The organism is Streptomyces sp. NPDC017943, from assembly GCF_044328425.1.
Classification (GTDB): domain Bacteria; phylum Actinomycetota; class Actinomycetes; order Streptomycetales; family Streptomycetaceae; genus Streptomyces; species Streptomyces djakartensis_A.
Map to the genome: position 1 here is coordinate 940,005 of NZ_JBIRHH010000002.1, position 25,125 is coordinate 965,129.

At 73.8% G+C, this 25,125-nt stretch carries 23 protein-coding genes; 7 read left to right on the top strand and 16 right to left on the bottom strand.

Going from position 1 to position 25,125, the window contains the following annotated elements; translation table 11 throughout:
- The first annotated feature begins 417 nt into the window (after window positions 1-417).
- The gene (locus tag ACH4C6_RS09185) at window positions 418-1,434 is read left to right on the top strand and encodes a hypothetical protein (RefSeq protein WP_398107945.1); all 1,017 of its coding nucleotides are present in this window, start codon (window positions 418-420) and stop codon (window positions 1,432-1,434) included.
- Between the two features lie 156 nt (window positions 1,435-1,590).
- Here the strand turns inward: ACH4C6_RS09185 and ACH4C6_RS09190 are convergent, their stop codons facing one another.
- Window positions 1,591-2,199, bottom strand: coding sequence for a TetR/AcrR family transcriptional regulator (locus tag ACH4C6_RS09190; RefSeq protein WP_398107876.1), 609 nt, complete (start codon window positions 2,197-2,199; stop codon window positions 1,591-1,593).
- 165 nt (window positions 2,200-2,364) lie between these two features.
- Here ACH4C6_RS09190 and ACH4C6_RS09195 point away from each other — a divergent pair, with 165 nt between their 5' ends.
- Together ACH4C6_RS09195 and ACH4C6_RS09200 are read left to right on the top strand one after the other, a co-directional pair.
- A complete protein-coding gene (locus ACH4C6_RS09195) occupies window positions 2,365-3,237 on the top strand; it encodes a phosphatase PAP2 family protein (protein ID WP_398107877.1) in 873 nt (290 codons plus the stop codon).
- On the top strand, window positions 3,234-4,181 hold the full coding sequence (locus tag ACH4C6_RS09200; protein ID WP_398107878.1) for a hypothetical protein: 948 nt from the start codon (window positions 3,234-3,236) through the stop codon (window positions 4,179-4,181). Before ACH4C6_RS09195 ends, ACH4C6_RS09200 begins: the two co-directional genes overlap by 4 nt.
- Here the strand turns inward: ACH4C6_RS09200 and ACH4C6_RS09205 are convergent.
- Window positions 4,171-6,219, bottom strand: a complete 2,049-nt coding sequence (locus ACH4C6_RS09205; protein WP_398107879.1) for a phosphocholine-specific phospholipase C — start codon at window positions 6,217-6,219, stop codon at window positions 4,171-4,173. The two genes, ACH4C6_RS09200 and ACH4C6_RS09205, sit on opposite strands and share 11 nt — an antisense overlap.
- 169 nt (window positions 6,220-6,388) lie before the next feature.
- Here ACH4C6_RS09205 and ACH4C6_RS09210 point away from each other — a divergent pair, with 169 nt between their 5' ends.
- Window positions 6,389-7,672: an MFS transporter gene (locus ACH4C6_RS09210; RefSeq protein WP_398107880.1), complete on the top strand. Its 1,284-nt coding sequence runs from the start codon at window positions 6,389-6,391 to the stop codon at window positions 7,670-7,672.
- 83 nt (window positions 7,673-7,755) lie between these two features.
- Here the strand turns inward: ACH4C6_RS09210 and ACH4C6_RS09215 are convergent, their stop codons facing one another.
- From ACH4C6_RS09215 to ACH4C6_RS09275, 13 genes are all read right to left on the bottom strand, one after another.
- A complete protein-coding gene (locus ACH4C6_RS09215; protein WP_398107881.1) occupies window positions 7,756-9,900 on the bottom strand; it encodes a discoidin domain-containing protein in 2,145 nt (714 codons plus the stop codon).
- Between the two features lie 77 nt (window positions 9,901-9,977).
- Window positions 9,978-11,567, bottom strand: a complete 1,590-nt coding sequence (locus ACH4C6_RS09220; RefSeq protein WP_398107882.1) for a glycoside hydrolase family 13 protein — start codon at window positions 11,565-11,567, stop codon at window positions 9,978-9,980.
- Between the two features lie 36 nt (window positions 11,568-11,603).
- Entirely contained in the window at window positions 11,604-12,467 is an 864-nt protein-coding gene (locus ACH4C6_RS09225) for a carbohydrate ABC transporter permease (RefSeq protein ID WP_398107883.1), read from the bottom strand.
- The gene (locus tag ACH4C6_RS09230) at window positions 12,464-13,444 is read right to left on the bottom strand and encodes a carbohydrate ABC transporter permease (protein WP_398107884.1); all 981 of its coding nucleotides are present in this window, start codon (window positions 13,442-13,444) and stop codon (window positions 12,464-12,466) included. The genes ACH4C6_RS09225 and ACH4C6_RS09230 overlap by 4 nt, the downstream gene beginning before the upstream one ends.
- Before the next feature lie 5 nt (window positions 13,445-13,449).
- Complete coding sequence (locus ACH4C6_RS09235; RefSeq protein ID WP_398107885.1) at window positions 13,450-14,793, bottom strand: ABC transporter substrate-binding protein; 1,344 nt, start codon at window positions 14,791-14,793, stop codon at window positions 13,450-13,452.
- 133 nt (window positions 14,794-14,926) lie between these two features.
- A complete protein-coding gene (locus ACH4C6_RS09240) occupies window positions 14,927-15,922 on the bottom strand; it encodes a LacI family DNA-binding transcriptional regulator (protein ID WP_398107886.1) in 996 nt (331 codons plus the stop codon).
- 57 nt (window positions 15,923-15,979) lie between these two features.
- Window positions 15,980-16,651 (bottom strand): GntR family transcriptional regulator, encoded by a 672-nt coding sequence (locus ACH4C6_RS09245; RefSeq protein WP_398107887.1) that lies wholly within the window; start codon window positions 16,649-16,651, stop codon window positions 15,980-15,982.
- A gap of 41 nt (window positions 16,652-16,692) precedes the next feature.
- Window positions 16,693-17,694 carry a proline racemase family protein gene (locus ACH4C6_RS09250; RefSeq protein ID WP_398107888.1) on the bottom strand — a complete coding sequence of 334 codons (1,002 nt, stop codon included), beginning with the start codon at window positions 17,692-17,694 and terminating at the stop codon, window positions 16,693-16,695.
- 5 nt (window positions 17,695-17,699) lie between these two features.
- The gene (locus tag ACH4C6_RS09255) at window positions 17,700-18,590 is read right to left on the bottom strand and encodes a dihydrodipicolinate synthase family protein (protein WP_398107889.1); all 891 of its coding nucleotides are present in this window, start codon (window positions 18,588-18,590) and stop codon (window positions 17,700-17,702) included.
- Window positions 18,587-19,951 carry an FAD-dependent oxidoreductase gene (locus ACH4C6_RS09260; RefSeq protein ID WP_398107890.1) on the bottom strand — a complete coding sequence of 455 codons (1,365 nt, stop codon included), beginning with the start codon at window positions 19,949-19,951 and terminating at the stop codon, window positions 18,587-18,589. The genes ACH4C6_RS09255 and ACH4C6_RS09260 overlap by 4 nt, the downstream gene beginning before the upstream one ends.
- Window positions 19,952-20,025: 74 nt before the next feature.
- Window positions 20,026-20,340, bottom strand: a complete 315-nt coding sequence (locus ACH4C6_RS09265; protein ID WP_398107891.1) for a (2Fe-2S)-binding protein — start codon at window positions 20,338-20,340, stop codon at window positions 20,026-20,028.
- On the bottom strand, window positions 20,337-21,491 hold the full coding sequence (locus ACH4C6_RS09270; protein WP_398107892.1) for an NAD(P)/FAD-dependent oxidoreductase: 1,155 nt from the start codon (window positions 21,489-21,491) through the stop codon (window positions 20,337-20,339). Before ACH4C6_RS09270 ends, ACH4C6_RS09265 begins: the two co-directional genes overlap by 4 nt.
- A gap of 96 nt (window positions 21,492-21,587) precedes the next feature.
- Window positions 21,588-22,247: a hypothetical protein gene (locus tag ACH4C6_RS09275; RefSeq protein ID WP_398107893.1), complete on the bottom strand. Its 660-nt coding sequence runs from the start codon at window positions 22,245-22,247 to the stop codon at window positions 21,588-21,590.
- 238 nt (window positions 22,248-22,485) lie between these two features.
- Between ACH4C6_RS09275 and ACH4C6_RS09280 the strand changes: the two genes are divergently transcribed.
- The 3 genes from ACH4C6_RS09280 to ACH4C6_RS09290 all read left to right on the top strand — a co-directional run bounded on the left by ACH4C6_RS09280 (window position 22,486) and on the right by ACH4C6_RS09290 (window position 24,108).
- A complete protein-coding gene (locus ACH4C6_RS09280; RefSeq protein WP_398107894.1) occupies window positions 22,486-23,145 on the top strand; it encodes a helix-turn-helix domain-containing protein in 660 nt (219 codons plus the stop codon).
- A 32-nt stretch (window positions 23,146-23,177) separates the two neighbouring features.
- Window positions 23,178-23,708, top strand: coding sequence for a toxin-antitoxin system, toxin component (locus tag ACH4C6_RS09285; RefSeq protein ID WP_398107946.1), 531 nt, complete (start codon window positions 23,178-23,180; stop codon window positions 23,706-23,708).
- A gap of 175 nt (window positions 23,709-23,883) precedes the next feature.
- Complete coding sequence (locus tag ACH4C6_RS09290) at window positions 23,884-24,108, top strand: hypothetical protein (protein WP_398107895.1); 225 nt, start codon at window positions 23,884-23,886, stop codon at window positions 24,106-24,108.
- A gap of 58 nt (window positions 24,109-24,166) precedes the next feature.
- Here the strand turns inward: ACH4C6_RS09290 and ACH4C6_RS09295 are convergent, their stop codons facing one another.
- Entirely contained in the window at window positions 24,167-24,826 is a 660-nt protein-coding gene (locus ACH4C6_RS09295) for a 4'-phosphopantetheinyl transferase (RefSeq protein WP_398107896.1), read from the bottom strand.
- Between the last annotated feature and the right edge of the window lie 299 nt (window positions 24,827-25,125).

Genomic DNA, 25,125 nt, shown 5'->3' on the forward strand with positions numbered 1-25,125 from the left:
CCGGACATCACGACCGGGGCCGACGCGCCCCGCGCGGAGGGCAATGCTCCCGTCGGGAAGGAGCCCGCCTCGGGGGGCGAGCCCGCCTCGGGGAGCGGGACCGCGTCCGGGGGCGAGGGCCCCTCGCTGGACAAGGGCCCCTCCGCGAGCGGTGCCACCTCCGGCGGCGCGGCCGCCTCCGGGCAGGACGCCGGCTCCGAGGACCGGGGCGACTCCGGGAGCGCGGCCGCAGGGCAGCGGCCTGCCGGGGCCGGGGTGTCGGAGGCCGCCAGTTCGGGCCGAACGGACGGCGGCGCCGCCGCGTCCGCCGCCTCATCGGCGGACCCGGCCGGCACCGGGCAGGCCGGCCCGGGCGCGGCCGGCGAAACACCCGGCCCGTCCCCCGCCCCCGGCGAGCCGGCCGGCCCCGGGAGGCAGCTGCCCCACGCCGGTCAGGCGGCCGGAGCGCCGTATCCGCCCGTCCCCGGCGGCCCCGCCGCAGCCCCGTACCCACCGGGAGCCGGGCACCCGTCCGCAGCTCCGTTCCCCCCGGGAGCCGGGCACCCGTCCGCATCCCCGTACCCACCGGGAGCCCCCCATCCGCCCGGCGCCGCCTACCCGCCGGGAGCCCCGTACCCGCCCGGCGGCGCGTACCCGCCCGGGGCCGGGTATCCGGCGGCGCCGGGGCATCCGGTCCATCCCGGCGGTGCTTCGCCGCGCAAGGGCCGCGGGCTGCGGATCGGGGCGGCCGTCGCCGCGGCCGTCGTGGTGCTCGCCGGCATCGGCGTGGGCACGTACGCACTGACCGCCGACGACGGCTCGGGCGGCCCGTCGGCCACCTCACGGGGACCGGGTGGCAACCCGGGCGAGGAGGACGGCCCCGGCGGCAAGAGCCCGCAGCCCCGCCGGTCCGAGCCGCCGAAGATCAGGAGCGGCTCCGTGACCGACCGGGTCAGCGGCATCAGCCTGCCGATACCCGAGGGCTGGTACGGGCAGCAGGGGAACGCGGGCGCACAGGTGACGTCCGAGGACTCCTACAAGTGCCCCGGCGACACCTCGTCGACCTGCACGAAGGGCGGAGCCTACTCGGCCCCGGCCGTGGCCCTCGGTACGAAGGGCGCGACCCCGGAGGAGATAGCGAAGGCGGACATCGGGGCGAACGCCGAGGAGTCCTACGGCGGCAAGTCCTACGGCGGGATCACCCAGCACGACGTGCTGGCCTCCCGGGCCGTGACCGTGGCGGGGCAGAAGGGCTACCTGGTCCGCTGGAAGGCCGTCACGAGCAAGGGTGCCGACGGCATCGTCGAGTCGCTGGCGTTCCCCTCCCCCGCGAACGCCAAGCTGATGGTCGTCGTGCGGTTCGGCGTCGACGCCGACCAGAAGGAGAGGGTCCTCGACGACATCACCGAGGGCATCAAGGTCTCGACCGGCAGCGGCAACGGCCAGGACGTCTGACGTCCCGCCCCGCCGGCGCGGAGCGACGGCCGGGTGGGGCGCCCCTGCCGCTCACAGGGGCACCCCGCCCGGCCGCGGGGTGCGCGCCGCCCCCGTCCCCACGGGTCGGCGCGATCGGGTCGCCGTCCGGTCATCCGGCGGACGGCGACCCGGGTCTCAGGTGAGGCCGAGCGCGGGCAGCACCGCGGCCTCCACGAAGCGCACCAGGTAGTCCGGGTCGGCGGGCCGGCCCTCCAGCACGGGCCGCAGGCGCAGCACGCCGAGCATCTGCGCCGGGATGTACTCCAGCGCCGGGTGGTCGGCGGGCACCTCGCCCCGTTCCACCCCGCGCCGGACGATCTCCTTCAGCGCGGCGATCTCCGGTTCCACGACCGCCTCCCGCAGGGCCCGTTGCAGCTCCGGGTCCTGGGTGGCGGCGTGCGTGAGGGCGTGCAGCAGCTTGGTGTCCCGCCCCGACAGGTCGCCCGTGATGCGGGCCGCCTCGCGCAGGTCGTCGGCGAGGGAGCCGGTGTCGACGCAGCGCGTCCGCCGGTACGAGCGCAGCGCCGCCGCCACGAACTGCGGCTTGGTCTTCCACTGACGGTAGAGCGTGGACTTGCTGCACCGGGTGCTGGCGGCGATCCCCTCCATGGTGAGGGAGTCGTATCCGCACTCCCTGAGCTGTTCCAGCACGGCGTCGAAGAACTCCTGCTCACGCTCCGGCGTGATCTTGGAGCGGCGCGAGGTACCGGCCGGCTCGGGCCCGTCCGCAGCCTGCGACGTCATGGTCGGTGCTCCTCACTTCCGTCGGGTGGCCGGCATTCCCGGCCGGTGGTGTGTCCTTCGTCTACCGATACGCCAGTGTACCGGTACGTCGGCGTATCGGTACACTGGCGTATCGGTACGCTGCCGTACCGATAACAGCACCACTGTCACCGAAGGGGCCGGGGGATGAATGCCCGCACCGAGCCTGCGCCGGCGGGGCCCGACGCGATAGCGCGGCCACCGCTGCTCAGGGAGTTCCTGCTCGTCGCAGGTCTCTTCGTCGTCTACAAGCTGGGCCGGCAACTGGCCACGGGCCACACCGGTGAGGCCTTCCGCAACGCGCGCGGCGTGTGGGACGCCGAGCGGGCGCTCCACCTGCCCGGCGAGGGGGCGGTGCAGTCCCTGCTGCTGCACGGCGACGGCGTCGTGCACCTGGCGAACACCTACTACGCGGCCGTCCACTTCCCCGCCACCGCCGCGTTCCTGCTCTGGCTGTACCTGCGCCGCCCCGCCCACTACCTGCGGGCCCGGCGGGTGCTGGCCGCGCTCACGGCCGCCGCCCTGGTGCTGCACCTGCTCTTCCCGCTGGCCCCGCCGCGCATGCTCGCCGCCACCGGCCTGGTGGACACCGCGCGCGAGTTCGGCCCCTCGGTCTACGGCGACCCCGGGGCGGACTCCCTGTCGAACCAGTTCGCGGCGATGCCCTCGCTGCATTTCGGCTGGGCCCTGATGGTGGCGGTCGGCGTGATCGCCGCGACCCGGTCCCGATGGCGGTGGCTGTGGCTGCTGCATCCGGCGCTGACCCTGCTGGTGATCGTCGGCACCGCCAACCACTACTGGCTGGACGCCCTGGTCGCCGCCGCCCTGCTGGGACTGGCCCTCGCGGTGGTGCCCGCCGTGACCGCGACCGCGTCCGTGCGGACCCTCCTGCCGTTCCGCTTCCCGCACCGCACCGCGGGCCGGGCAGGCACGGCGGGTCCGGCGCCGGACCGCACCGGCGCAGGCCGGCCCGCCGCGGCCCCGCAGGAGGAGCAGACGCTGGTGGGGGCGGGCCGGTGAACGCGCTCCTCGTCGCCGTCGCCCTGTCCCTGGTCTCCGCCGTCGCCTACGCGGCCGCGGCCGTCGCCCAGGAACGGCTCGCCTCCCGCTCCTCCGGCTCGGGCCCGCTGCGGCTGCTCGGCCGCGGCGCCTGGTGGTGCGCGGTCGGACTGAACGCCGCCGCCGCGCTGCTGCACGTCGTGGCGCTCAAGTACGGGCCGCTGACGGTGGTGCAGCCGCTCGGCGCGCTCACCCTGGTCGCGGCGGTGCCCCTCGGGGCGCGGCTGGCCGGCCGGCGGGTGAGTGGAGCCGAGTGGCGGGGCACCGCCCTGACGCTGCTGGGTCTCGCCGCGATCCTGGTCACGGCGTCCGGCCCGGCCCCGGACGATGTGCTGAGCGTGCCCGAGGCGCTGGCCGTGGCGGGCGCCACCGCCGCCCTCATCGGGATGCTGTCCCGGCCGGGGGCCCGGCCCGGCCTGCGGCACGCGACCGCCTCCGGCCTGGCCTCGGGGGTCGCGTCCGCGCTGACGCAGACCGTGACGGTGGCCGCGACGGACCGGTCCGGACCGGTGCTGAGCATCCAGGTCGTGGGCGTGGCGCTGCTGGTGGCGGCGTTCGCGGCCGGAGGGCTGCTGCTGTCGCAGACGGCCTACCAGGGCGGCCTGGGCGGGCCGTTGGCCGTGGTGACCCTGGCCAATCCGCTGGCCGCCGCGGTGATCGGCCTGTCGCTGCTGGGCGAGCGCCTCCAGGGCGGTCCGGCCGGCGTGCTGCTGGCGCTGGGCGGCGCGGGACTGGCCGCCTGGGGCGTGGTGCTGCTGAGCCGGGCGGCGCCCGCGCCGCAGCCGCACGGCGACGGCCATCCGGTGGCCGCCGTGCTGGCCCTGGAGCCCGGTTCGGCCGCGGCCGAACCGGGCTGGATGCCCCGGCCGCACGATCCGGGGCACCTCACGGGCGTCAGCCGGTGACGATGGCCGGGTCGCTGACGCCCGGCCTGCCGTTCTCGACGTGACCGGCGAAGCGCCGCAGGAACGCCGCGTCGCCCGCGTCGGTGACGGTCAGGTCGTACCAGCGGTGGGCGGCGCTCTCCACGCGGCGGCGCACCGTGGCGCCCGGGCGGACGGTGACGGCCGTGGGCCGGCCGCCGTAACCGCTTGCCACCTTCAGCCGGGCCGTGCCGGAGCCCTTGTTGGTGAAGGTCAGTTCGACGTCGTCCCCGGTGTGGCGTGCGGTGACCTCGCAGCCGGCCGTCCGCCCGGAGCCCTTGAAGACCCGCACGAAGCCGTTGGGCCCGTGCACCGTCAGGTCGTAGGAGCCCGCCGAGTAGGCCGAATTCCAGAAGTCCGAGAGGGTCTTGCCCGCCTCGGTGGTGTACGTCCAGGGCCCGTCGGCGCGGTTGCCGGAGGTGACGTGGAAGGCACCGCCCGCCTTCGCCCCGGTGGCGAAGGTCAGGGTGAGCCTGCCCGAGCCGGGGTCGACGGAGGCGTCGACGTGCGGCGCGTACCGCAGGGGCCGGGTGCGGCGCGGGCCGCGCTCCTGGCGGGGCATGCGCGGGTCGGCGGGCGGGGTGGGCCGGTAGTCGGGGTGCCGCTCGCGGTCCTGCGGCTCGTAGGCGTCGGTGCCGGGCAGCGCTGCGGGCCGGGCATCTCTGCGGGAGAAGTCGAACGCGGCGGTGAGATCCCCGCAGACGGCCCGCCGCCAGGGCGAGATGTTGGTCTCGCGCACCCCGAAGCGGCGTTCCATGAACCGCAGGATCGACGTGTGGTCGAACGTCTCGGAGCAGACGTAGCCGCCCTTGCTCCACGGTGAGACCACGAGCATCGGCACCCGCGGGCCGAGGCCGTAGGGGCCGGCCGTCCTGCGGCTGTCGCCGGGGAAGAGGTCGAGCGAGACGTCGACGGTGGACAGGCCGCGTGCGGCGTCCTTCGGCGGCAGCGGCGGCACCACGTGGTCGAAGAAGCCGTCGTTCTCGTCGTAGGTGATGAACAGGGCGGTCCTCGACCAGACCTCCGGGTTGGAGGTGAGGGCGTCCAGGACCTGGGCGATGTACCAGGCGCCGTAGTTGGACGGCCAGTTGGAGTGCTCGGAGAAGGCCTCGGGGGCGGCGATCCAGGAGATGGCGGGCAGCTTGCCGGCCTTGACGTCGGCGCGCAGCCGGTCGAAGTAGCCCTCACCGGCCTTGGCGTCCGTGCCGGTGCGGGCCTTGTCGAACCAGGGGTCCCCGGGCTCGGCGTCGCGGTACGTGTCGAAGTAGAGCAGCGAGTTGTCACCGTAGTTGCCGCGGTAGGCGTCCTGGATCCAGCCCCAGGAGCCCCGGGCGTCCAGGCCGTCGCCGACGTCCTGGTAGACCTTCCACGACACGCCCGCCCGCTCCAGCCGCTCGGGGTAGGTCGTCCAGCCGTAGCCCAGTTCGGCGTTGTCCAGGACCGGGCCGCCGCCGGTCCCGTCGTTGCCGGTGTACCCGGACCACATGTAGTAGCGGTTGGGGTCGGTGGAGCCGATGAACGAGCAGTGGTAGGCGTCGCACACGGTGAACGCGTCGGCGAGCGCGTAGTGGAACGGGATGTCCTCGCGCGTCAGGTAGGCCATCGTGGTGGTGCCCTTGGCGGGGACCCAGCGGTCGTACTTGCCGCCGTTGTAGGCCTGCTGGCCGTCGGGCCAGGAGTGCGGCAGGCCTTCGAGGAACTGCATGCCGAGGTCGTCGGCGTCCGGGTGGAACGGCAGGATCTCCGCGCCGTCCTTCTCCTGGTGCCAGACCGGTCTGCCGCTGTCCAGGGTGACCGGACGCGGGTCGCCGAAGCCGCGGACCCCGCGCAGGGTGCCGAAGTAGTGGTCGAAGGACCGGTTCTCCTGCATGAGGACGACGATGTGCTCGACGTCCTCGATCGATCCGGTGCGGTGGTTCGCCGGGAGGGCGGCGGCGCGCTGGATGCTGGCGGACAGCGCGCTGAAGGCCGTGGTGGCCCCCGCGAGTCGGAGGAATCGGCGCCGGTTGACGTCGGGCATGAAGGACAGACCTCTCATCCTGGGGTGCGGGAGGGCCGGCGGGTGACGGAAGCCGCGCGGAAGGAGTGTTTCAGGGACACCGAACGCCGAGGAAGGGGCCGGTGACGCTCGTGTGAAAGTCGCCGGTACGCCGGGTGAGGCGGCGCTGTCCGGGGGGAGGGTGAGGGGCGTGACGCAGACGCAGACGGCTCCCCCGCCGACGAAACGGCCCGTTCGCCAGCTCCTCGCCGCCTCCGTGGGCAACGCGGTGGAGTGGTACGACTGGTACGCCTACACGTTCCTGGCCACCTACATCGCCGGCCAGGTCTTCCCGAAGGACGCCGACAGCTCGCTGGTGCCGCTGCTGTCGACGTTCGCGGTGTTCGCGGTGGGCTTCTTCATGCGGCCCGTGGGCGGGCTGCTGATGGGCGCGGTCGCGGACCGGCACGGGCGGCGGGCCGCGCTGACCGTCACCATCCTGCTCATGGGCGGCAGCAGCCTGCTGGTGGGGCTCACTCCGACGTACGCGTCGGTGGGTGTGCTCGCGCCGGTGGTCCTCGTCCTCGCCCGGCTGTTGCAGGGTCTGTCGGTGGGCGGGGAGTTCGCGGCCTCGACGACGTTCCTGGTGGAGTCGGCGGCCCCGGGCCGGCGCGGGCTGTTCTCCAGCTTCCAGTACGTCTCGACGACGGTGGGCCAGCTCGTCGCCTCCGGCGTCGCGACGCTGCTGGTGGGCACGCTGAGCGAGGAGCGGATGAACGGCTGGGGCTGGCGGGTCCCCTTCGTCCTGGGCGCCGTCCTGAGCCTGGTCGGCTTCTGGGTCCGGCGCGGCGCGCAGGAGACCCGCAGCGCCGAGCGGGAGAAGGCGCCCCGCCCGGGCCTGTTCGAGGCACTGCGCCGGCATCCGCGCGGGTCCCTCCTGGTCGCCGGCATCACGGCGGGCGGCACCCTCGCCTACTACACCTGGACGTCGTACCTGCCGACGTACGCCGAACTCGACGCGGGCGTGGAGAAGGCGGACGCGCTGCTCGCGGGCACCCTCTCGCTGGCGTTCTTCGCCCTGCTGCAGCCGCTCGGCGGGCTGCTGTCGGACCGCCTGGGCCGCCGTCCGCTGCTGCTCTTCTTCGGTCTGGGCTTCGCCCTGCTCATGGTGCCGCTGCTGCACGCGCTGCGCGACTCCTTCACCGTGCTGCTGCTCGTGCAGTGCTCGGGCATGGTGCTGCTGACCGGGTTCACCTCGATCAGCGCGGCCGTCAACGCGGAGATCTTCCCGCCCCGCGTCCGCGCGGCGGGCATCGGCTTCCCCTACTCCCTGACGGTGGCCGTCTTCGGTGGCACGGCTCCCTACCTGGGCACGCTGTTCAAGGAACTGGGCCACGCGGGCCTGTTCCCCTGGTACGTCGCCGCGATCTGCCTGGGATCGTCGCTGGTGTACCTGCGGCTGCCGGAGACGGCTCACGCTCCGCTGCGGCGCTGAGGGCCGTTGCCGTGAGCGCGCGGGCCCCGCCTCCCGCCGCCTCGTGCGTCCGGGGCGGCAGGGGCGCGGGGCGTGCGGGCAGGTCAGGACAGGTACGCCTCCACCTCGCTGAACTGGGCCGCGGGCCAGCCGGTGTTGGCCGTCACCTGGAGGCGCAGGTGGCGCAGGCCGGTACCGGCGGGCAGGGTGACCGTGGCGGTGTTGCCGGTGGCCGGGTCGAAGCGGTAGTCCTTCGCGGCCACCACCGTCGACCACGCCGAACCGTCCGTGCTGCCGAGCACCGACAGCGTCTGCGTGCGGGCCTGCCAGGCGGCCTGCGGGGGCAGCTTGAGCACCAGGCGCCGGACCGCCTGGGCGGAGCCGAGGTCGACGGTCAGGGACTGCGGGAAGGCGCGGTTGGCCGACTCCCAGTAGGTGTTCGCGTCACCGTCGACCGCCTTGCCGGGCGTGTAGACGTCCTGGGAGCCGGTGGCCGTGGCCGGGCGGCCCTTGGCGAGGTTGCGGTCCGGGTCCGGGTCGGGGTTGCCCTGACCGGGCTGCGGCCAGCTGTCGCAGTCCGACCAGGTGCTGCTCCAGCCGGAGTTGCCGCCGCCGTCGGTGAGGGTGAAGGTGCCCGAGCCGTTCGGGTAGGGGCAGTTGTAGACACCCGCGGCGCCGACACCGGAGGCGGTGACGTTGCGGAAGGTGGCGGCGCCCTGGGTCTCGGCCTGGACGACGACCGTGCCCGTGTTGCGCACGGTCGCCCCGTCGACGGTGATGTTCCTCGCCGCGAAGCCGCGCCCGCTGCCGGAGACGAACTCGAAGGCGCTGTATGGGCTGTCGGTGACGGTCGTGTCGGTGATGCGCACCTGCGCCCCGATGGCGCTGTCGTAGGAGTCGACGCGCAGGGCGCCCATGGGGTGGTTCCAGTTGGGGTTCATCGCGCCGGTGCGCACGAGGGTGTTGCCGTCGACCGTGATGGTCCCGGCGAGCGGGTGGAAGGGGTCGAGGAACTTCTGGTTGGAGATGGCGATGCCGCTGCCGAGCGCGTTGGTGTCGGAGACGAGGTTGCCGCGCACGGTGATGTCGGTGCCGCCGTAGATCGCGATGCCGTTGGCGAGGTTCGGCTGGGTGATGGTGTTGTTCTCGAAGCTGCTGTCGACGTCCGGCGCGTTCAGCGACCACATGGCGAGCGCGTCGTCGCCCTGGTTGCGCAGGAAGTTCTGGCGGACGCGCACGCCGCGGGCGCCGCCGTTGAGGTTGAGTCCGTCGGCGGTCATGTCGAGGAAGCGGTTGTTCTCGACGACGAGGTTGTCGTTGTTGCCCATCAGCCACAGCCCGACCTTCAGGTGCTGCAGCCACATGCCGGAGACGGAGCTGTTCGGCCCGAGCGAGCCGTTGACGAAGTTGTCCGGGGTGGAGTCGACGCGCTCGGTGACCTCGCCGATCACCGCGAAGTCCTCGATGTGGACGTTCCCGGCGGAACCGGACTGGTCGATGAAGCGGGAGGTGCGCACCACGGAGTGCCAGTGCCCGGCGCCCCGGAGGGTGACGTCCTGCACGCCGCCCAGGGACTGGGTCAGCCGGTACTCCCCCGGCGGGATCCACACCACCCCGCCCCGGGCCGCCGTGATGGCGTCCCGGAAGGCCTGGGTGGAGTCGCCCCGGCCGCTGGGGTCGGCGCCCTTGGAGGTGACGGACACCGACCCCGCCGGCTGGGACGCGGGCCCGGCCGCAAGCTCGAAGTCGGCCACGTCCACGGTCACCTGGACGTTCGTGGCCTGGAAGGCGACCTTGTCGCCGGCCCGGACGGTCTCCCCGAGCAGCATCCGGGCGTTGTCGTAGAAGTGGTGCGTCTTCGCACCGGGGATCCAGGGGGTGTCGACGTACGAGTACTTCGAGGTCACCGGCAGGGTCCGGGCGAGCTTGCGGTCGTTGACGTACACGTCGAGCGAGCCGGACTGGCCGTCGGGGACGCTGTGGGCGACGTTCACCGCGTCGGCCGTGCGGGGCACCGTGAACTCGACGCGCTGCCCGGGTGCGAGGCGCACGGCCTGGCGTCCCGAGGCTTCGGAGGCGAGGGTGCCCTGGGTGTGATCGGGGCCGATCCGGGAGCCGGTGCCGGCCGCCGACTCGGCCTCGACCGACGTGAACGGCAGGGTGGCGCCCGCCGCGGCCTGCGCCGGGGTGGGGGCGAGGGCGACGAGGGTTCCGGCGGCGAGCACCACGGCCGTCGCCAGGGCTGGCATGCTCCTGACAGTCTGCTGGGTGTGCATGTGCTGATCCCTTCGTGGTGGGGGTACGGGGATAGCGCGTTGCCGCGGTCTCAGGCGCGCAGCCAGACCGCGGTGTCCTCGGGCAGCCGCCCCTCGGCGTCCAGCGGGCCGCTGGCGAGGAGCAGTCGTGCACGGGCGGGCAGGGTGACGGGGGTGCCGGACAGGTTCACCAGGCACAGGGCGTCCGCCCGGCCGAAGGCGAGCACGCCGCCGGGGGCCGGAAGCCAGGTGAGAGGGCCGTCGCCGAAGACGGGGCGGAGCCGGATCGCCTCCCGGTACAGACGGAGCATCGACTCCGGGTCGCGGGCCTGCCGGTCGGCGGCGTACGCGGCCCAGTCCTCGGGCTGCGGCAGCCACGGCTCGCCGCCGAACCCGGCGTGCGGTGCCCCGGCCGTCCAGGGCAGCGGCACACGGCAGCCGTCCCGGCCCGGGTCGGTGCCGCCGGAGCGGAAGTGCATCGGGTCCTGGATGCGGTCCGGGGGGATCTCGGCCTCGGGCAGGCCCAGTTCCTCGCCCTGGTAGACGTAGACGGCGCCGGGCAGGGCCAGGGACAGCAGGGCGGCGGCGCGTGCCCGGCGGGTGCCCAGTTCCGGGTCGGAGGGGATGCCGAAGGCCTTGGTGGCGAAGTCGAACCCGGTGTCCCGGCGGCCGTAGCGGGTGACGGTGCGGGTCACGTCGTGGTTGCACAGCACCCAGGTGGCGGGCGCGCCCACCGGGGCGTGCTCGGCCAGGGTCTCGTCGATGGAGCGGCGCAGCCGTCCCGCGTCCCAGGGGCAGGTCATGAAGGAGAAGTTGAAGGCGGTGTGCAGTTCGTCGGGGCGCAGGTAGCGGGCGAAGCGCTCGGTGTCCGGCAGCCAGACCTCGCCGACGAACACGGTGCCGTACTCGTCGGCGACGGCCCGCCAGGAGCGGTAGACGTCGTGCAGTTCGTCGCGGTCGACGTAGGGGTGCGGGTCGCGGCCCTGGACGAAGTCGGGCAGCCGGGGGTCCTTGGCCAGCAGCGCGGCGGAGTCGATGCGCACTCCGGCGACACCGCGCTCCATCCAGAACCGCAGGACGTCCTCGTGCTCACGGCGGACCGCCGGGTGGGCCCAGTTCAGGTCGGGCTGCTCGGGGGCGAACAGGTGGAGGTACCAGGAGCCGTCGGCGACGCGGGTCCAGGCGGGGCCGCCGAACTCCGAGCGCCAGTCGTTGGGCGGCAGCTCGCCGCCGGCGCCCCGGCCCGGGCGGAAGTGGAACAGCTCCCGCTCGGGGCCGCCCGCGAGGGCGGTGCGGAACCAGGGGTGCTGGTCGGAGACGTGGTTCGGGACGATGTCGACGATGGTGCGGATGCCCAGGTGCAGCGCTTCGGCGATGAGCTTCTCGGCCTCGGCGAGGGTGCCGAACGCCGGGTCGATCATCCGGTAGTCGGCGACGTCGTAGCCGCCGTCCTTCATCGGGGACAGGTACCAGGGCGTGAACCACAGTGCGTCGACGCCGAGTTCGGCGAGATGGGGCAGCCGGGCACGCACGCCCGCGAGGTCGCCGGTGCCGTCACCGTCGCCGTCGGCGAAGCTGCGGACGTACACCTGGTAGATGACGGCGGAGCGCCACCAGTCGGCGGCCGAGGAGGACGGGGAGGCGGGGGTGGGCTGTCCCACGGTCGGTGCCTTTCGTCGTAAGGGGGGTCGGCGGCGTCAGCCCTTGGTGCTGCCCGCACTGATCCCGGCGATGATGTGCCGCTGGAAGACGAGGAACAGCGCGACCATGGGAATGCTGGCGATCACCATGGCGGCGATGAGCACGGTCAGCTGGATGTTCTGCGACAGCTGGACGAGGGCCACGCTGATCGGCTGCCTGCCGGTGTCGGAGAAGACCATCAGGGGCCAGAGGAAGTCCTGCCACACGGCGACCAGCGCGAAGATCGACACCACGCCCAGCACGGGCCGGGACATGGGCAGCACGATCGACCACAGCACCCGCAGCAGCCCGGCACCGTCCATCTCGGCCGCTTCCAGGACGTCCCGCGGGATCTGGTCGAAGAACCGCTTGAGCAGGTAGAGGTTGAAGGCGTTGGCGACGGCCGGCAGCCAGATGGCGAGCGGGTCGTTGAGCAGGCCCAGGTCGGCGACGGTCAGGTACTTGGGCACGACCAGGGCCTGCGCCGGGACCATCAGGGTGGCCAGGATGCCGGCCAGGACGACGTTGCCGAAGGCGGGCTTCAGCTTGGACAGGGCGTAGGCGGCGGCGGTGCAGAGCACCAGCTGGAACAGCCACGCCCCGGCCGCCTGCACGACCGTGTTCCACAGGTGCGTCGGCAACTGCATCAGGTCCCAGGCGTCGGTGTAGCCGGACGTCCGCCAGGTGTCCGGGACGAGGGTGGGCGGGGTGCGCGCCACCTCGTCGGCCGACTTCATCGCGCCCGTGACCATCCAGTAGACGGGGAAGAGGAAGGCCAGCGCGAACAGCAGGACGACGCCGGTGAACACGGTCCAGTACACGGCCCTGCCGCGCGGCCGGGCGAGGACGGCCGGGGAGACCAGGGTGCGGGTGCTGCTCATGCCGCCTCCCCGTCGGTCCGGGTCAGCCGCAGGTACCCGGCGGAGAACAGGCCGAGCAGCAGCAGGAGCATCACGCTCAGCGCGCAGGCCCCGCCGAAGTCGTTGTACAGGAAGGCGTACTTGTAGATCAGGTACAGCACGGTGACCGTGGCGTTCTCCGGGCCGCCGCCCGTGATGACGAACGGTTCGGTGAACACCTGCATGGTGGCGATGATCTGAAGCAGCATCAGCATGAGGATCACGAACCTGGTCTGCGGGACGGTGACGTGCCGGACGCGTTGCAGCAGGCTCGCCCCGTCCAGTTCGGCCGCCTCGTACAGCTCGCCGGGGATGGACTGCAGGGCGGCCAGGTAGATCAGCACGGTGCCGCCCATGTTGGCCCAGGTGGCCACGATGACGAGGGAGACGAGCGCGGTGTCGGCGCCGTTGGACCAGTTGGAGGTGGGCAGGTGCAGGAACCGCAGCGCCTCGTTGGCGAGACCGGCGCCGGGGTCGTAGAACCACTTCCACAGCAGGGCGCTGACCACCGGCGGGATCATCACCGGCAGGTAGACCACGACGCGGAAGAACGCCCTGGCGTGCCGGAGCTCGTTGAGGACGAGGGCCAGCACGAAGGGGACCGCGAAGCCGATCAGCAGGGCGAGCACGGTGAAGGTGAGGGTGTTGCGCCAGGCGGCGGCGAACTCCGGGTCCTGTACGACGCGGGTGAAGTTGGCGGTGCCGACCCATTCGGGATCGGAGCCGGGCGTGAACTTCTGGAAGGCGATCACGACCGCGCGGATCGCCGGGTACCAGGAGAACAGGGCGAAGCAGATCAGTCCGCCCAGGAGGAAGGCGTAGGCGCGGCCCTGGTCGGCGAGGCGGCGGCGCCGTCCCCGGCCCCCTGCCGGGGGCGGTGCCTGGACCGGGCGGACCGCGATCGCCCGGGCGAGCGGCCGGTCGGTGGTCCTCGTCGGGATGGGTCCCGGGTGCTTCACCGGGCTCAGCCCCGTGCCAGGATGCCGTCGATCTTGCCGGAGGCGTCCTTCAGCAGCCGGTCGATGTCCGCGTCCCGCTTGGTGAGGACGGCGGAGACGACCCCGTCGAGCACGGAGTAGATCTGCTGGGCGTGGGGCGGCTCGATCTTCATGCCGAGGTTCTGGTTGCCGTCCAGGAAGGGCTGGTAGTTCTCCACCGGGACATTGGCGTTGGCCTTCTTGACCTGCTGGTCCTTGGCGTCGGCGGCGCCGGTGAACAGGCGCGGCTCGGGCAGTCCGACCGGGGCGTCGTTCTTCTTGGCGCGGGCGTAGTCCCCGAGGAAGCCGTCGCCGGGGGTGAGGAACATGTGGTCCAGCCACTTGAGCCCGGCGCGGATCTGGGCGGGGCTCGCCTTCTTGCTGAACATGTAGCCGTCACCGCCGACGAGGGTCGCCCTGCCGCCGGGCATCGGGGCGATGGCGATGTCCTCGTAGTCCGCGCCCTTCTCCTTGACCAGGATCGGGATGTTGTCGGGGGCGGCGAGGTACATGCCGAGCTTGCCCGAACCCATCATCTGCTGCGCGTCGTTGATGACCAGGAGCTGCTTGCTGCCCATCGACTCGTCCGTCCAGCGCATGTCGTGCAGGGTCCGCAGCACGGCGCGGCCCTCGGGGCTGTCGACGGTCGCCCGCTCGCCGGCGGCGTCGACGACCTCGCCGCCCTGGGAGTACAGCTCGGCGGTGAAGTGCCAGCCGCCCTGGTTCTGGGCGCTGTAGTCGGCGTAGCCGACGGTGCCGCCGCCCAGCCCGGCGATCTTCTTGGCGGCGCTGCGGACCTCGGGCCAGGTCGCCGGGGGCCGCTCGGGGTCGAGGCCGGCCTTCTCGAAGAGGGCCTTGTTGTAGATCAGGCCCATCGAGTAGCCGGTGCGCGGGACGCCGTAGACCTTGCCGTCGACGGTGTAGATGTCGCGCAGTTGCTTCTGGACGGTGCCGTAGCTCTTGAGCTCCTTGACGTACGGCGTGAGATCGGCGGCCTGGTCGATGTCGACGACGTGCCGGGCGTCGGTGAAGTACGTGTAGAAGACGTCCTCCATCTGCCCGCCGGCGAGTTTCGCGTCGAACGTCTTGGGGTCCTGGCAGGGGAACGCGTCGTGCGGGACGACGTCGATGTCCGGGTTCTGCTTCTCGAAGGCGGCGACGTCCTCCTCGAAGAACGCGCGGTCGACCTTGGCGCTCTTGGGCGGCATGCAGTTGACCGTGATGCGGGTCTTGCCACTGGCGGAGTCGCCGTCGGCGCCGCCGCAGGCGGTGAGCGCGAGCGCGCTGACGCCGATCACGGCGACGGTACGGCGGATCCCGGTGCTTGTCATCGGTGGACCCCTTAGGGCAGGAGCGGGTGGACGCCTCAGGACGGGAGCGGGGGCGCCGCACACTCAAGCACCGGCGACATCTGTCCGCAAGATGTCGCGCGGAATCTGTAATTGTTCGACAGAAGGGTGGATCTCAGATGCGCGGTGCCTGGGCCGTCGAGCCGCGCACCACCAGTTCCGGCTCGAACAGCAGCTCGTCGGCCGCCACCGAACCACCGCTGATCTGGGCGTTCAGCAGCTCCACGACGGCCTTGCCCATGGCCTCGATGGGCTGGCGGACCGTGGTGAGCGGGGGCTCGGTGCAGTTCATCAGCGCGGAGTCGTCGTAGCCCACGACGGAGATCCGCGCGGGCACGTCGAGCCCTTTGCGGCGGGCGGCGCGCACGACGCCGAGGGCCAGTGGGTCGCTGGCGCAGATGAAGCCGGTGACGCCCCGGTCGATGAGCCGGGCCGCCGCCGCGTGTCCGCCCTCGATGGAGAACATGGCGCGGGCGACGAACTCGTCGGGCACGTGCCCCACGGCCCGTACGGCGGCCAGTTTGCGTGCCGACGGGACGTGGTCGGCCGGGCCCAGCACCAGCCCGATGCGCTCGTGCCCGAGGGAGGACAGGTGCCGCCAGGCCTGTTCGACCGCGACCGCGTCGTCGCAGGACACTCCGGGGAAGCCCAGGTGCTCGATGGCGGCGTTGACCAGCACGACGGGGATGTGCCGCTCGGCGAGCTGCCGGTAGTGGTCGTGCGGGGCGTCGGCCTGGGCGTACAGGCCGCCGGCGAACACCACGCCGGAGACCTGCTGCTGGAGCAGCAGCGTCACGTAGTCCGCCTCGGAGACACCGCCGCGGGTCTGTGTGCACAGCACCGGGGTCAGTCCGAGCTGGGCCAGGGCCCCGCCGATGACCTCCGCGAACGCCGGGAAGATCGGGTTCTGCAGCTCGGGCAGGACCAGGCCGACCAGACGGGCGCGCTCGCCGCGCAGCTGCGTGGGGCGCTCGTAGCCCAGGACGTCGAGGGCGGAGAGCACCGCCTGCCGGGTCGGCTCGGAGACCCCGGGCTTGCCGTTGAGCACCCGGCTGACGGTGGCCTCGCTGACCCCGACCTTCTTCGCCACCTCGGCAAGTCGTCGCGTCATGCCCGCAAGACTAGCGCAAGCAACGCAAGCTGCTTGCGCAACTGCGCAAGAAGGGGGTCAGGGCGCGGCCCACATCCCCCTGACGTGCCCGAGGTGGCGGGTCATCACCGCGCGCACGGCCTCCTCGTCGCGGGCCAGCAGGGCGTCGAGGATCTCCAGGTGCTCCTCGGCGGACGCACGCAGCCGTCCCTGCTCCACCAGCGCCGTCAGCCCGTAGAGCCGCGAGCGGCGCCGGAGATCCCGCACGACGTCGACGAGGTGGCCGTTGCCGGCGAGGGCCAGCAGGCCGAGGTGGAAGCGCAGGTCGGCCTCGACGTAGGCGATGAGGTCGCCGTCGGCCGCGGAGGTGACGATCTCCTCGGCCACCGGGCGCAGCGCCCGCAGGGCCGCCGGGTCGGCCGTCGCCGCGAGCCCCGCCGTCGTGGGGATCTCGATCAGCCGCCGGACGTGCGTGTACTCGTCGAGCTGCCGCTCGGAGACGGCGGTGACCCGGAAGCCCTTGTTGGGCACGGTGTCGACCAGTCCCTCCTTGGCGAGGTCGAGCATGGCCTCGCGCACCGGCGTCGCCGAGACGTCGAAGCGGGCGGCGAGGCCGGGGGCCGAGTACACCTCGCCCGGCCGCAGTTCACCGGCGATGAGGGCGGCCCGCAGCGCGTCCGCGACCCGCTCCCGGTGGCTGGGCTTCCTGCTGCCGAGCACGGGCAGGGCGGGGGTGTGCTGCGGGGCCATGTCGGTCGTGGTTCCTCTCGTGTGCGCGGGGCGTGCCCGGCCTACAGGACGAATCCCGCGGGGAACGGGTCGTCGGGGTCGAGCAGGTACTGGGCGGTGCCGGTGATCCAGGCCCGTCCGGTGAAGCTGGGCAGGACGGCCGGCCGGCCGGCGACCTCGGTCGTGCCGAGCAGTCTGCCGGTGAAGCGGGTGCCGATGAAGGACTCGTTCACGAACTCGGTGTGCAGCGGGAGTTCGCCGCGTGCGTGCAACTGCGCCATCCGGGCACTGGTGCCGGTGCCGCAGGGCGAACGGTCGAACCAGCCGGGGTGGATGGCCATGGCGTGCCGGGAGTGGGCGGCGGTCGAGCCGGGGGCCGCCAGGTACACGTGGTGCAGTCCGCGGATCGAGGGGTCCTCGGGGTGGACGGGCGGATCCTCGGCGTTGACGGCGGCCATCAGCGACAGGCCCGCGGCGAGGATCTCGTCCTTGCGGGAGCGGTCGAAGGGCAGCCCGAACCGCTCCAGGGGCAGGATGGCGTAGAAGTTGCCGCCGAACGCCAGGTCGTAGGTCACCGAGCGGCCGTCGGGCAGGACCGCCTCGCGGTCGAGGCCGACGGCGAAGGAGGGCACGTTGCGCAGGGTGACCTGCTTGGCGGCCCCGTCCTCGACGGCCACCTCGGCCAGCACCGGGCCCGCCGGGGTGTCCAGGCGGATGGTCGTGACGGGTTCGACGGCCTCGACCATGCCGGTCTCGACGAGCACGGTGGCCACCCCGATGGTGCCGTGCCCGCACATCGGCAGATAACCGGAGACCTCGATGTAGAGGACGCCCCAGTCGCAGTCGGGGCGGGTGGGCGGCTGGAGGATCGCGCCGCTCATGGCGGAGTGGCCGCGCGGCTCGTTCATCAGCAACTGCTTGACGTCGTCGCGGTGTTCGCGGAACCACAGCCGCCGTTCGTTCATCGTGGCGCCCGGGACGGTGCCGATGCCGCCGGTGATCACCCGGGTCGGCATGCCCTCGGTGTGCGAGTCGACGGCGTGCAGGACGAGTCTGCTGCGCATGGCCCCTACGCCCATCCGGCCGCGACGGCCTTCTCGGTGGCGGCCCGTACGGCGGCCTCCTGTTCGGGCAGCAGCGCCGCACGCGGCGGCCGGCAGGGGCCGCCGTGGCGGCCGACGACGTCCATGGACAACTTGATGGCCTGTACGAACTCCACCCGGGAGTCCCACCGCAGCAGCGGGTGCAACTGCCGGTACAGCGGCAGAGCGGTTACCAGGTCACCGGCCACCGCCGCCCGGTACAGCTCGGCCGAGGCCCGGGGCAGGGCGTTCGGGTAGCCCGCGACCCAGCCCTTGGCGCCCGCGACGGCCAGCTCCAGCAGGACGTCGTCGGCCCCGGCCAGCAGGTCCAGGTCCGGGGCCAGTTCGGCGATCCGGTAGGCCCGGCGGACATCGCCGGAGAACTCCTTGACGGCCCGGATGTGTCCCTCGCCGTGCAGCCGGGCGAGCAGTTCCGGCAGGAGGTCGACCTTGGTGTCGACGGGGTTGTTGTACGCCACGACCGGCAGGCCCGCCTTCGCGACCTCCGCGTAGTGGGCGAGGACCGATCGCTCGTCGGCGCGGTAGGCGTTCGGCGGCAGCAGCATCACCGAACGGCAGCCCGCCTCGGCTGCGTGCTCGGCCCAGCGCCGGGACTCGGCGGAGCCGTAGGCGGCGACGCCCGGCATCACCCGCTCCCCGCCGACCGCCGCGACGGCCGTCTCGACGACCCGGGCGCGTTCCTCGGGCGTGAGCACCTGGTACTCGCCGAGGGAGCCGTTGGGCACCACGCCGTCGCAGCCGTTCTCCACCAGCCAGGCGCAGTGCTCGGCGTAGCGGTCGAGGTTGACGGAGAGGTCGGGATCGAGCGGCAGCGCGGTGGCGACGAGGACGCCGCGCCAGGGGCGGTGTTCGGTCATGACGGTCCCTTCTCGGTGTGTTGCCGTGCGAGGACGCCGAGCGGCACGGGCCGGGCGAACGGCCGTGCGGGCGGGGTGGGCCGGCGGCCGGCGAGGGCGGCGACCGCCGCATGGCACATGCGGCCCTGGCACCAGCCCATTCCCGCCCGGGTCAGCAGCTTCACGGTCCGCTCGTCGCCCGCCCCGAGGTCCAGGGCGCCGCGGACGTCGCCGGCGGTGACCTCCTCGCAGCGGCAGACGACGGTGTCGCCGGTCAGCTGCTCGGCCCAGTGCGCGGGCGGGGCCCAGGCCGTGTCGAGGGCGGTGGCCGAACTCCGCTGCCGTGCCCGGGACCTGAGGGCGGCGGGCGCGGGGGCGGGGTCGGTGCCGCGCAGGCGGGCCGCGGCGGAGCTGCCGGCGATGTGCCCCTCGGCCAGGGCCAGGGCGGCGCCGCCGACGCCGGTGGCCTCCCCGGCAGCCCACACGCCGGGCACGTCGGTGCGCTGCTCGGCGTCGACGGCCACGCCGGGTCCGTCCAGGCGGCAGCCCAGGGCCCCCGCGAGATCGGTCTGCGGGACCATGCCGTGGCCGACGGCCAGGGTGTCGCACTCCAGCCGCCGTTCGGTGCCGGGCCGGACGCGGTCGTCGGGTCCGAGGGCGGCGATCGTGACGCCGGTCAGCCGGTCCTCGCCGTGGGCGCGGACGACGGTGTGGCGGGTGAGGACCGGCACACGGTGGCGCAGCAGCCGGGCCGCGTACCCGGCGCCTTCGGGGACCTTGGCGGCCAGGGCCCGGGCGTGGCGGGCGAGCCGCCGGGGGCCGGTGGACTCGACGAGTGCGGCGACCCCCACCCCGGCCGCGGCGAGGCCGGCGGCCACGGGCAGCAGCAGCGGCCCGGTCCCGGCGACGACGGCCCGGCTGCCCGGCACCACCAGCCCGCCCTTGAGCATGGCCTGCGCTCCTCCGGCGGTGACGACGCCGGGCAGGGTCCAGCCGGGGAAGGGCAGGACCGTCTCGTGACCGCCGGTGGCCAGCAGGAGGGCACGCGCGTGCACCTCGGCGGGCTCCTCCTGCCCGGGGCCGAGCAGGGCGTGCACGGTGAAACCGCCGGAGACCGGTTCCACGCACCACACGTGATGCTCCGTCAGGACGTCCACGGCGGCGGCGGCGAGGCCGTCCCGCAGCCGCTGCCACGTCCGCCACCGGTGGTGCAGCGCCTCGGGCCGGGTGGCGCCGAGACCGGCTGCGGGCTGCCGGTAGAACTGCCCGCCCGGCCCGGGCGCGGCGTCGACGAGCGCCACACGCACCTCGCGTGCGGACGCGGCCAGGGCGGCGGCGAGACCGGCGGGCCCGGCCCCGATCACGGCGAGGTCAGTGCGCACGGCGCGCCTCCCGGTGGGCGGTCCGGCCCCGGTCGGCGGCGGGGCCGGTGCGCGGGGCGCCGAACGGCACGGGTTCAGTCCGCACGGCGCACCTCCCCGTGACCCGACCCGGCCTGGGTGACGATCGTGTCGCCCGGGTGCACCGGCACCAGGCAGGCGCGTTGGCCGGGGCGGTCGTTGACGGTCACCAGGCAGTCGAAGCAGACGCCGATCCCGCAGAACACCCCGCGCGGGCGGCCCTCGCCCCGGGTGGTCCGCCAGGAGGTGACGCCGGCCGTCCACAGCACGGCGGCGACCGTCTGCCCGGGCAGGGCCTGCACGGGGCGGCCGTCGAAGGTGACGGTGAAGGCGGGGCCGGGCCGGGCGCCCGCCAGCTCCAGGGGATTCACGGGGCCTCCTGCGGGAAGCGGTCGGGCCGGAACGGCCCGAGGTCCAGGTCGGGCGGCTCACCGGTGAGCGCCCGGGCGATCAGCCGGCCGGTGCCGGTGGCGAGCCCGATGCCCGCGCCCTCGTGCCCGCAGGCGTGGAAGAGGCCGGGCAGGCGGGGGTCGGGGCCGATCGCGGGCAGGTGGTCGGGCAGATACGGCCGGAAACCGGCGTAGGTGCGCAGGGCGCGCACGCCGGCGAGGAACGGGAACAGCGCGGTGGCCCCGGCAGCGAGGGCCCGGACGGCCGGGAGCGACAACGACCGGTCGAAGCCGACCCGTTCGCGGCTGGCGCCGATGAGGACCGGCCCCGCGGGCGTGCCCTCCACCACCGGGGAGGTCTGCAGCGACGCCGCGTCGCTGGCCACGTCGGCGACGTAGTCCGCGGCGTACACCTTGTGCCGGATCCGGGGCGGCAGCGGCTCGGTGACCAGGACGAAACCGCGCCGGGGCAGGACGGGCAGGCGGACTCCGGCCCGGGCCGCCACCTCGGCGCCCCAGGTGCCCGCCGCGTTGACCACCGCCGGGGCGTGCAACTCGCCCCGGTCGGTCCGCACGCCGCGCACCGCACCACCGGCTCCGCGCAGCACCTCGGTCACCTCCCGGCCGGTGAGCAGCCGGGCCCCGGAGGCGCGCAGGAGGTGCGCGGCCGCGAGGGCGGGCATCACCTGGGCGTCCTGCGGGTAGTGCATGCCGCCCGCGAGGCCGGGGGCCAGGTGGGGTTCCAGGTCGCGGAGCCCGGTCGCCGGCACCGGCAGTACCGCCACCCCCGCCGCCCGCTGCCCGGCGGCGAGCTTCTCCAGCCCGGCCAGGGCCGTGTCGCCGCCGGCGACGACGAGACCGCCCTTGGCTTCGTACTCGACGGCCCCGCCCAGCCCCTCCTCGGCCAGCTCGGCCCACAGGCGGGCGGACAGCAGGGCCAGTTCGAGTTCCGGGCCGGGCTCCTTGTCGGAGACGAGGAGGTTGCCCTCCCCCGCGCCGGTGGTCCCGCCCGCGACCGGGCCGCGGTCCACGACGACCGGACGCAGGCCGGCCCGGGCGGCGTACAAGGCGCAGGCGGCGCCGACCACTCCGGCGCCGATCACCACGACATCGCAGGTCAGCGGCTTGCTCACGCCAGTACTATGTCACACACCACACGCTCTGGGAATGGGTCCCGCACGGAGAGACCCGCGAGGGGCGCGGCGCCGGGGGTCCCGGGCCGCGAGGAGTCAGCCGGCGGCGGGGACGACCCGGAGGTGGGAGGCGGCGCGGCGGGTGCGGCGGTCCCGGGACGGCGTGCGACGCGCGTCACGCAACATGAACGTGAGCCGGGTGCAGCCCAGTTCCTCCAGCGTGCGGGAGGTCTCGGCGACGATCCGGCACTCGACGGCGCCCCGCCGCGGGTCCGGGTGCAGCAGCGGCCGTACGGCGCCGTCCTGCTCGACGGCGTCCTCGCCGACCGAGCGGATCCAGTGCGGCAGGCCGTGCCGGTAGGCGGCCTCCATGATCGGGTCCTGGGCGATGTCCCGGCGGACCGACTGGAGCCCGTGATCGGGGCCGTGCGTCTCCACGGTCCGGGCGAAGTGCGCGAGCATCGGCAGGCACCAGCTGGACTCGTGGTCGCCGAGGACCGCGGGTGCGTCGGGGTGGAAGAGCACGAACCGCAGGAAGTTGTCGCCCGGCATCGCCGTCGGGTGCGGCCCGACGGCGGCGAAGAGCGACCGGAAGGCGCTGTTGGCCAGGACCACGTCCCAGCAGTGGTCCACGACGAGCGAGGGGGAGCCGGCTGTCTCCAGCAGCCCGGCGTAGTCCTCCAGGTAGGCCTGGATCTCGGGAGTCTCGGCGACGGGCCGCGGTGCCGGCCGCTGCCCTCCTGCCTGATATGCCATCGGGAGGTCACCCCTCTTGCCTGTGCGGCCCTGACGCGGCGCCCCGATCCTGCTGCCCGCAGCGGAGGCGTGTCAACTATCGTGGCATTCCGCGGCTGTTGACGGCTGAAATTGGCCACAGTTGTGGCGAGACCTGGATGTGAGTTCGAGGCACCGGCTACGCTCCGGTCAGTTCACGCCGGGGTAGGTCACGGCATCTATATGTGAGAAGCCTGTGAGAGACGTAGGAGATCTGTCGGTGACGGGTGGCTTCGTCGAAGGTCCGGGCGCCACGCAGGCTGTTGTGCTGCCGGCCGTCGTCTCCCGTGTCACCGCGCTCGCCGACCGGCTCGGCGTGCCGCACGCCGAGGTCTTCGACACCGGCCGGCTGTCCGCGGCCTCCGGGGTGCCGGAGCCCGTGGTCAAGGCGCTGCTCAGCGGCCGGCCGGCCGGTGAGCCGGATGTGCAGGCCCGGTTCCTGCAGCGTCTGGACCTGCTGCGGCGCACCCGGCTCAAGCCCAACGGCCGCAGATACACCCAGCAGGAGATCGCCGACGGCGCGGGCATGTCCCGGCAGCAGGCCGGCGCCCTCATCAACGGCGACCGGCGGCCGACCATGGAGCACTGCGACGCGCTGCAGCGGTTCTTCCGGGTGCACGCCGGGTTCCTGACCGCCGAGGATCCCGAGGCCCTGGTGAGCGCGTTGCAGCACACCGAGCAGGAGCTGCTGCAGAAGCTCGCCGACCGGGAGCGCCAGGCTGCCGCGGCGGTCGACGACCCGCTGGAGCGGCTGCTGCAGGACCACGGCGTGCGCGGCATCGCCTGGCGTGCCGCGCAGCTGCCCACCGACCAGCACCGCGACAAGGTCGCGGAGTGGCTGGACATGCTCCTGGAGAGCGTCAAGCGGCCCGAGTCGTGACCGTGGGGAGAGCTGTGGGCATCGGTAGGGAAATGCGCCGCCTGTGCGGCGAGCTGGTCGCGGAGCTGACCCTCCCCGCGCCGGCGCGTCCGGACGAGCTGTACGCCGCGCTGTGCGACGGCATGAGCAGACGCCGCGGCCGCCCCGTGCGCTTCCGCACGGCCGCCTTCCCGCCCGGCACCGCGAGCGGGCTCTGGCTCGACATGGCCGAGCAGGACCTGGTGGTGATCGAGGAACGCACGGCTCCCGAGCACCAGTTGGTGATCCTGGGACACGAGCTGTGGCACATGAAGGCGGGGCACTGCTCGCACCACGTCGAGGGTGCGGCGGTCGCGGCCCGGCTGCTCGACGACCGCGCCGACCTCCAGGCGACCGTGCTGAAGGTCGCCGCGCGCACCCGCTTCGACCTCGACGACGAGCGCGAGGCGGAGAGCTTCGGACTGCTGCTCGCCAGCAAGTGCCGCGCCTGGCTGGCCGGTTCCGCGTCCCGCGCCCCGGCGCAGCGCGACCACCTGGCCGGGCGCATCGAGGCGTCCCTGGGGTACCGCGGCCCGCAGGGCTGACGGCCGCCCGCGCGGGTGGCGCGGTCGGTCGCGTCTGCGCCGAGCGGGCGAACCGGAGGGCGGCGGGACCGGATTGTCAGTGGTGGGCGGCAAGCTGGGGGTGCGCACCGCTGTGCGGGGCGTCGTGCCCTGGCGGGCGCGGGACCGATGACGCCGACACGGGGAGAGCCGACCGATGCCGACCGCCGTACTGACCGACCGTGAACGCACCGCCGTCCAGGCGTACCTGCGTCTGCTGCACACCGTCCGGGCGGCCTTCGACCGGGACGGCGGCCCGCCCGTCGTCCCGCCCGCGGTGCTCGCCGAGGCGGAGCAGGCCCTTCGGGAGGCGGGCCTGACCGGCAACGAGGAGGCGTTCTTCCGCCTCCTGGAGAGCTGGTGCCCGGAACCGGGGCCCTGAGCCGGCGAGTCCCGGGGAGCCGCACCGGCCGGGGCCCGGGTGCGTGACGCGGTCCCGCTCAGGCGTGCGGGACCGCCACGGCCGTGGCGATCAGGCCGCGGCCCGTCGTCCAGCGGCCTTCGAAGTGGTCGAGGCGGCGGCCGCCCACCCGGGGGCCGGGGACGAGGAGCGCCGCGCGGAAGCTGCCGTCCTCGGCGAGTTCGACGTCCGCCTCGGTGAAGTCGAGCCACTCCCGGGTGAGGGGGAACCACGCCTTGTAGACGGACTCCTTCGCGCTGAACAGCAACCGGTCCCAGTGCACGTCGGGACGCCGGCCGGCGAGCCGCCGCAGGCGCTCCACCTCGGCCGGCAGGGCCACGGTCGACAGCACCTCCTCGAACAGCGGCTCGTGGACCTCGGCGTCGATGCCCAGGGAGGCCAGGTCGCAGGCGCGGACCAGCGCCGCGGCGCAGTAGTCGTCGCAGTGGGTCATGCTGCCGACCAGCCCGGCCGGCCAGCCCGGGGCGCCCCGCTCCCCCGGCAGGACCGGCTGCGGCGGCACACCGAGCTTCTCCATGGCACGCCGGGCGCAGGAGCGCACGACGGCGAACTCCCGCTGCCGTTTGGCGACCGCCCGGGTCAGGACCGCCGCCTCCTCGGGGAAGAGCTCGGCGGCCGCGGCGTCCCGGCCGTACGCTTCCACCGTCACCACGGCGGGGGGCAGCAGTTCCTCGATCACCGTTCCTCGCTCACTCGGGGCGCCGCGGCACATCCGTCCGGAGCCGGTGCGGCGGACAGCGGCTGACGGCGCTCACGGGCGGCGGGCGGCCGGCCCGCCGACAGGCCGCCGGCGGACGGCGGCTGCCCCGCACCCTCGGCCGTCGACATCATCTTCGCCCCCTCCGAGTGCCCCTGCGCACGCCTGCCCAAGAGATCACATCACGGGCCGCGGCGACAAGGCGGGCCGGGTGCCCGGCGGGCGGCGCGATCGTTCCCACGGGCGTGGCACGACACGGCTCGCGGAAGCCGTATGATCGC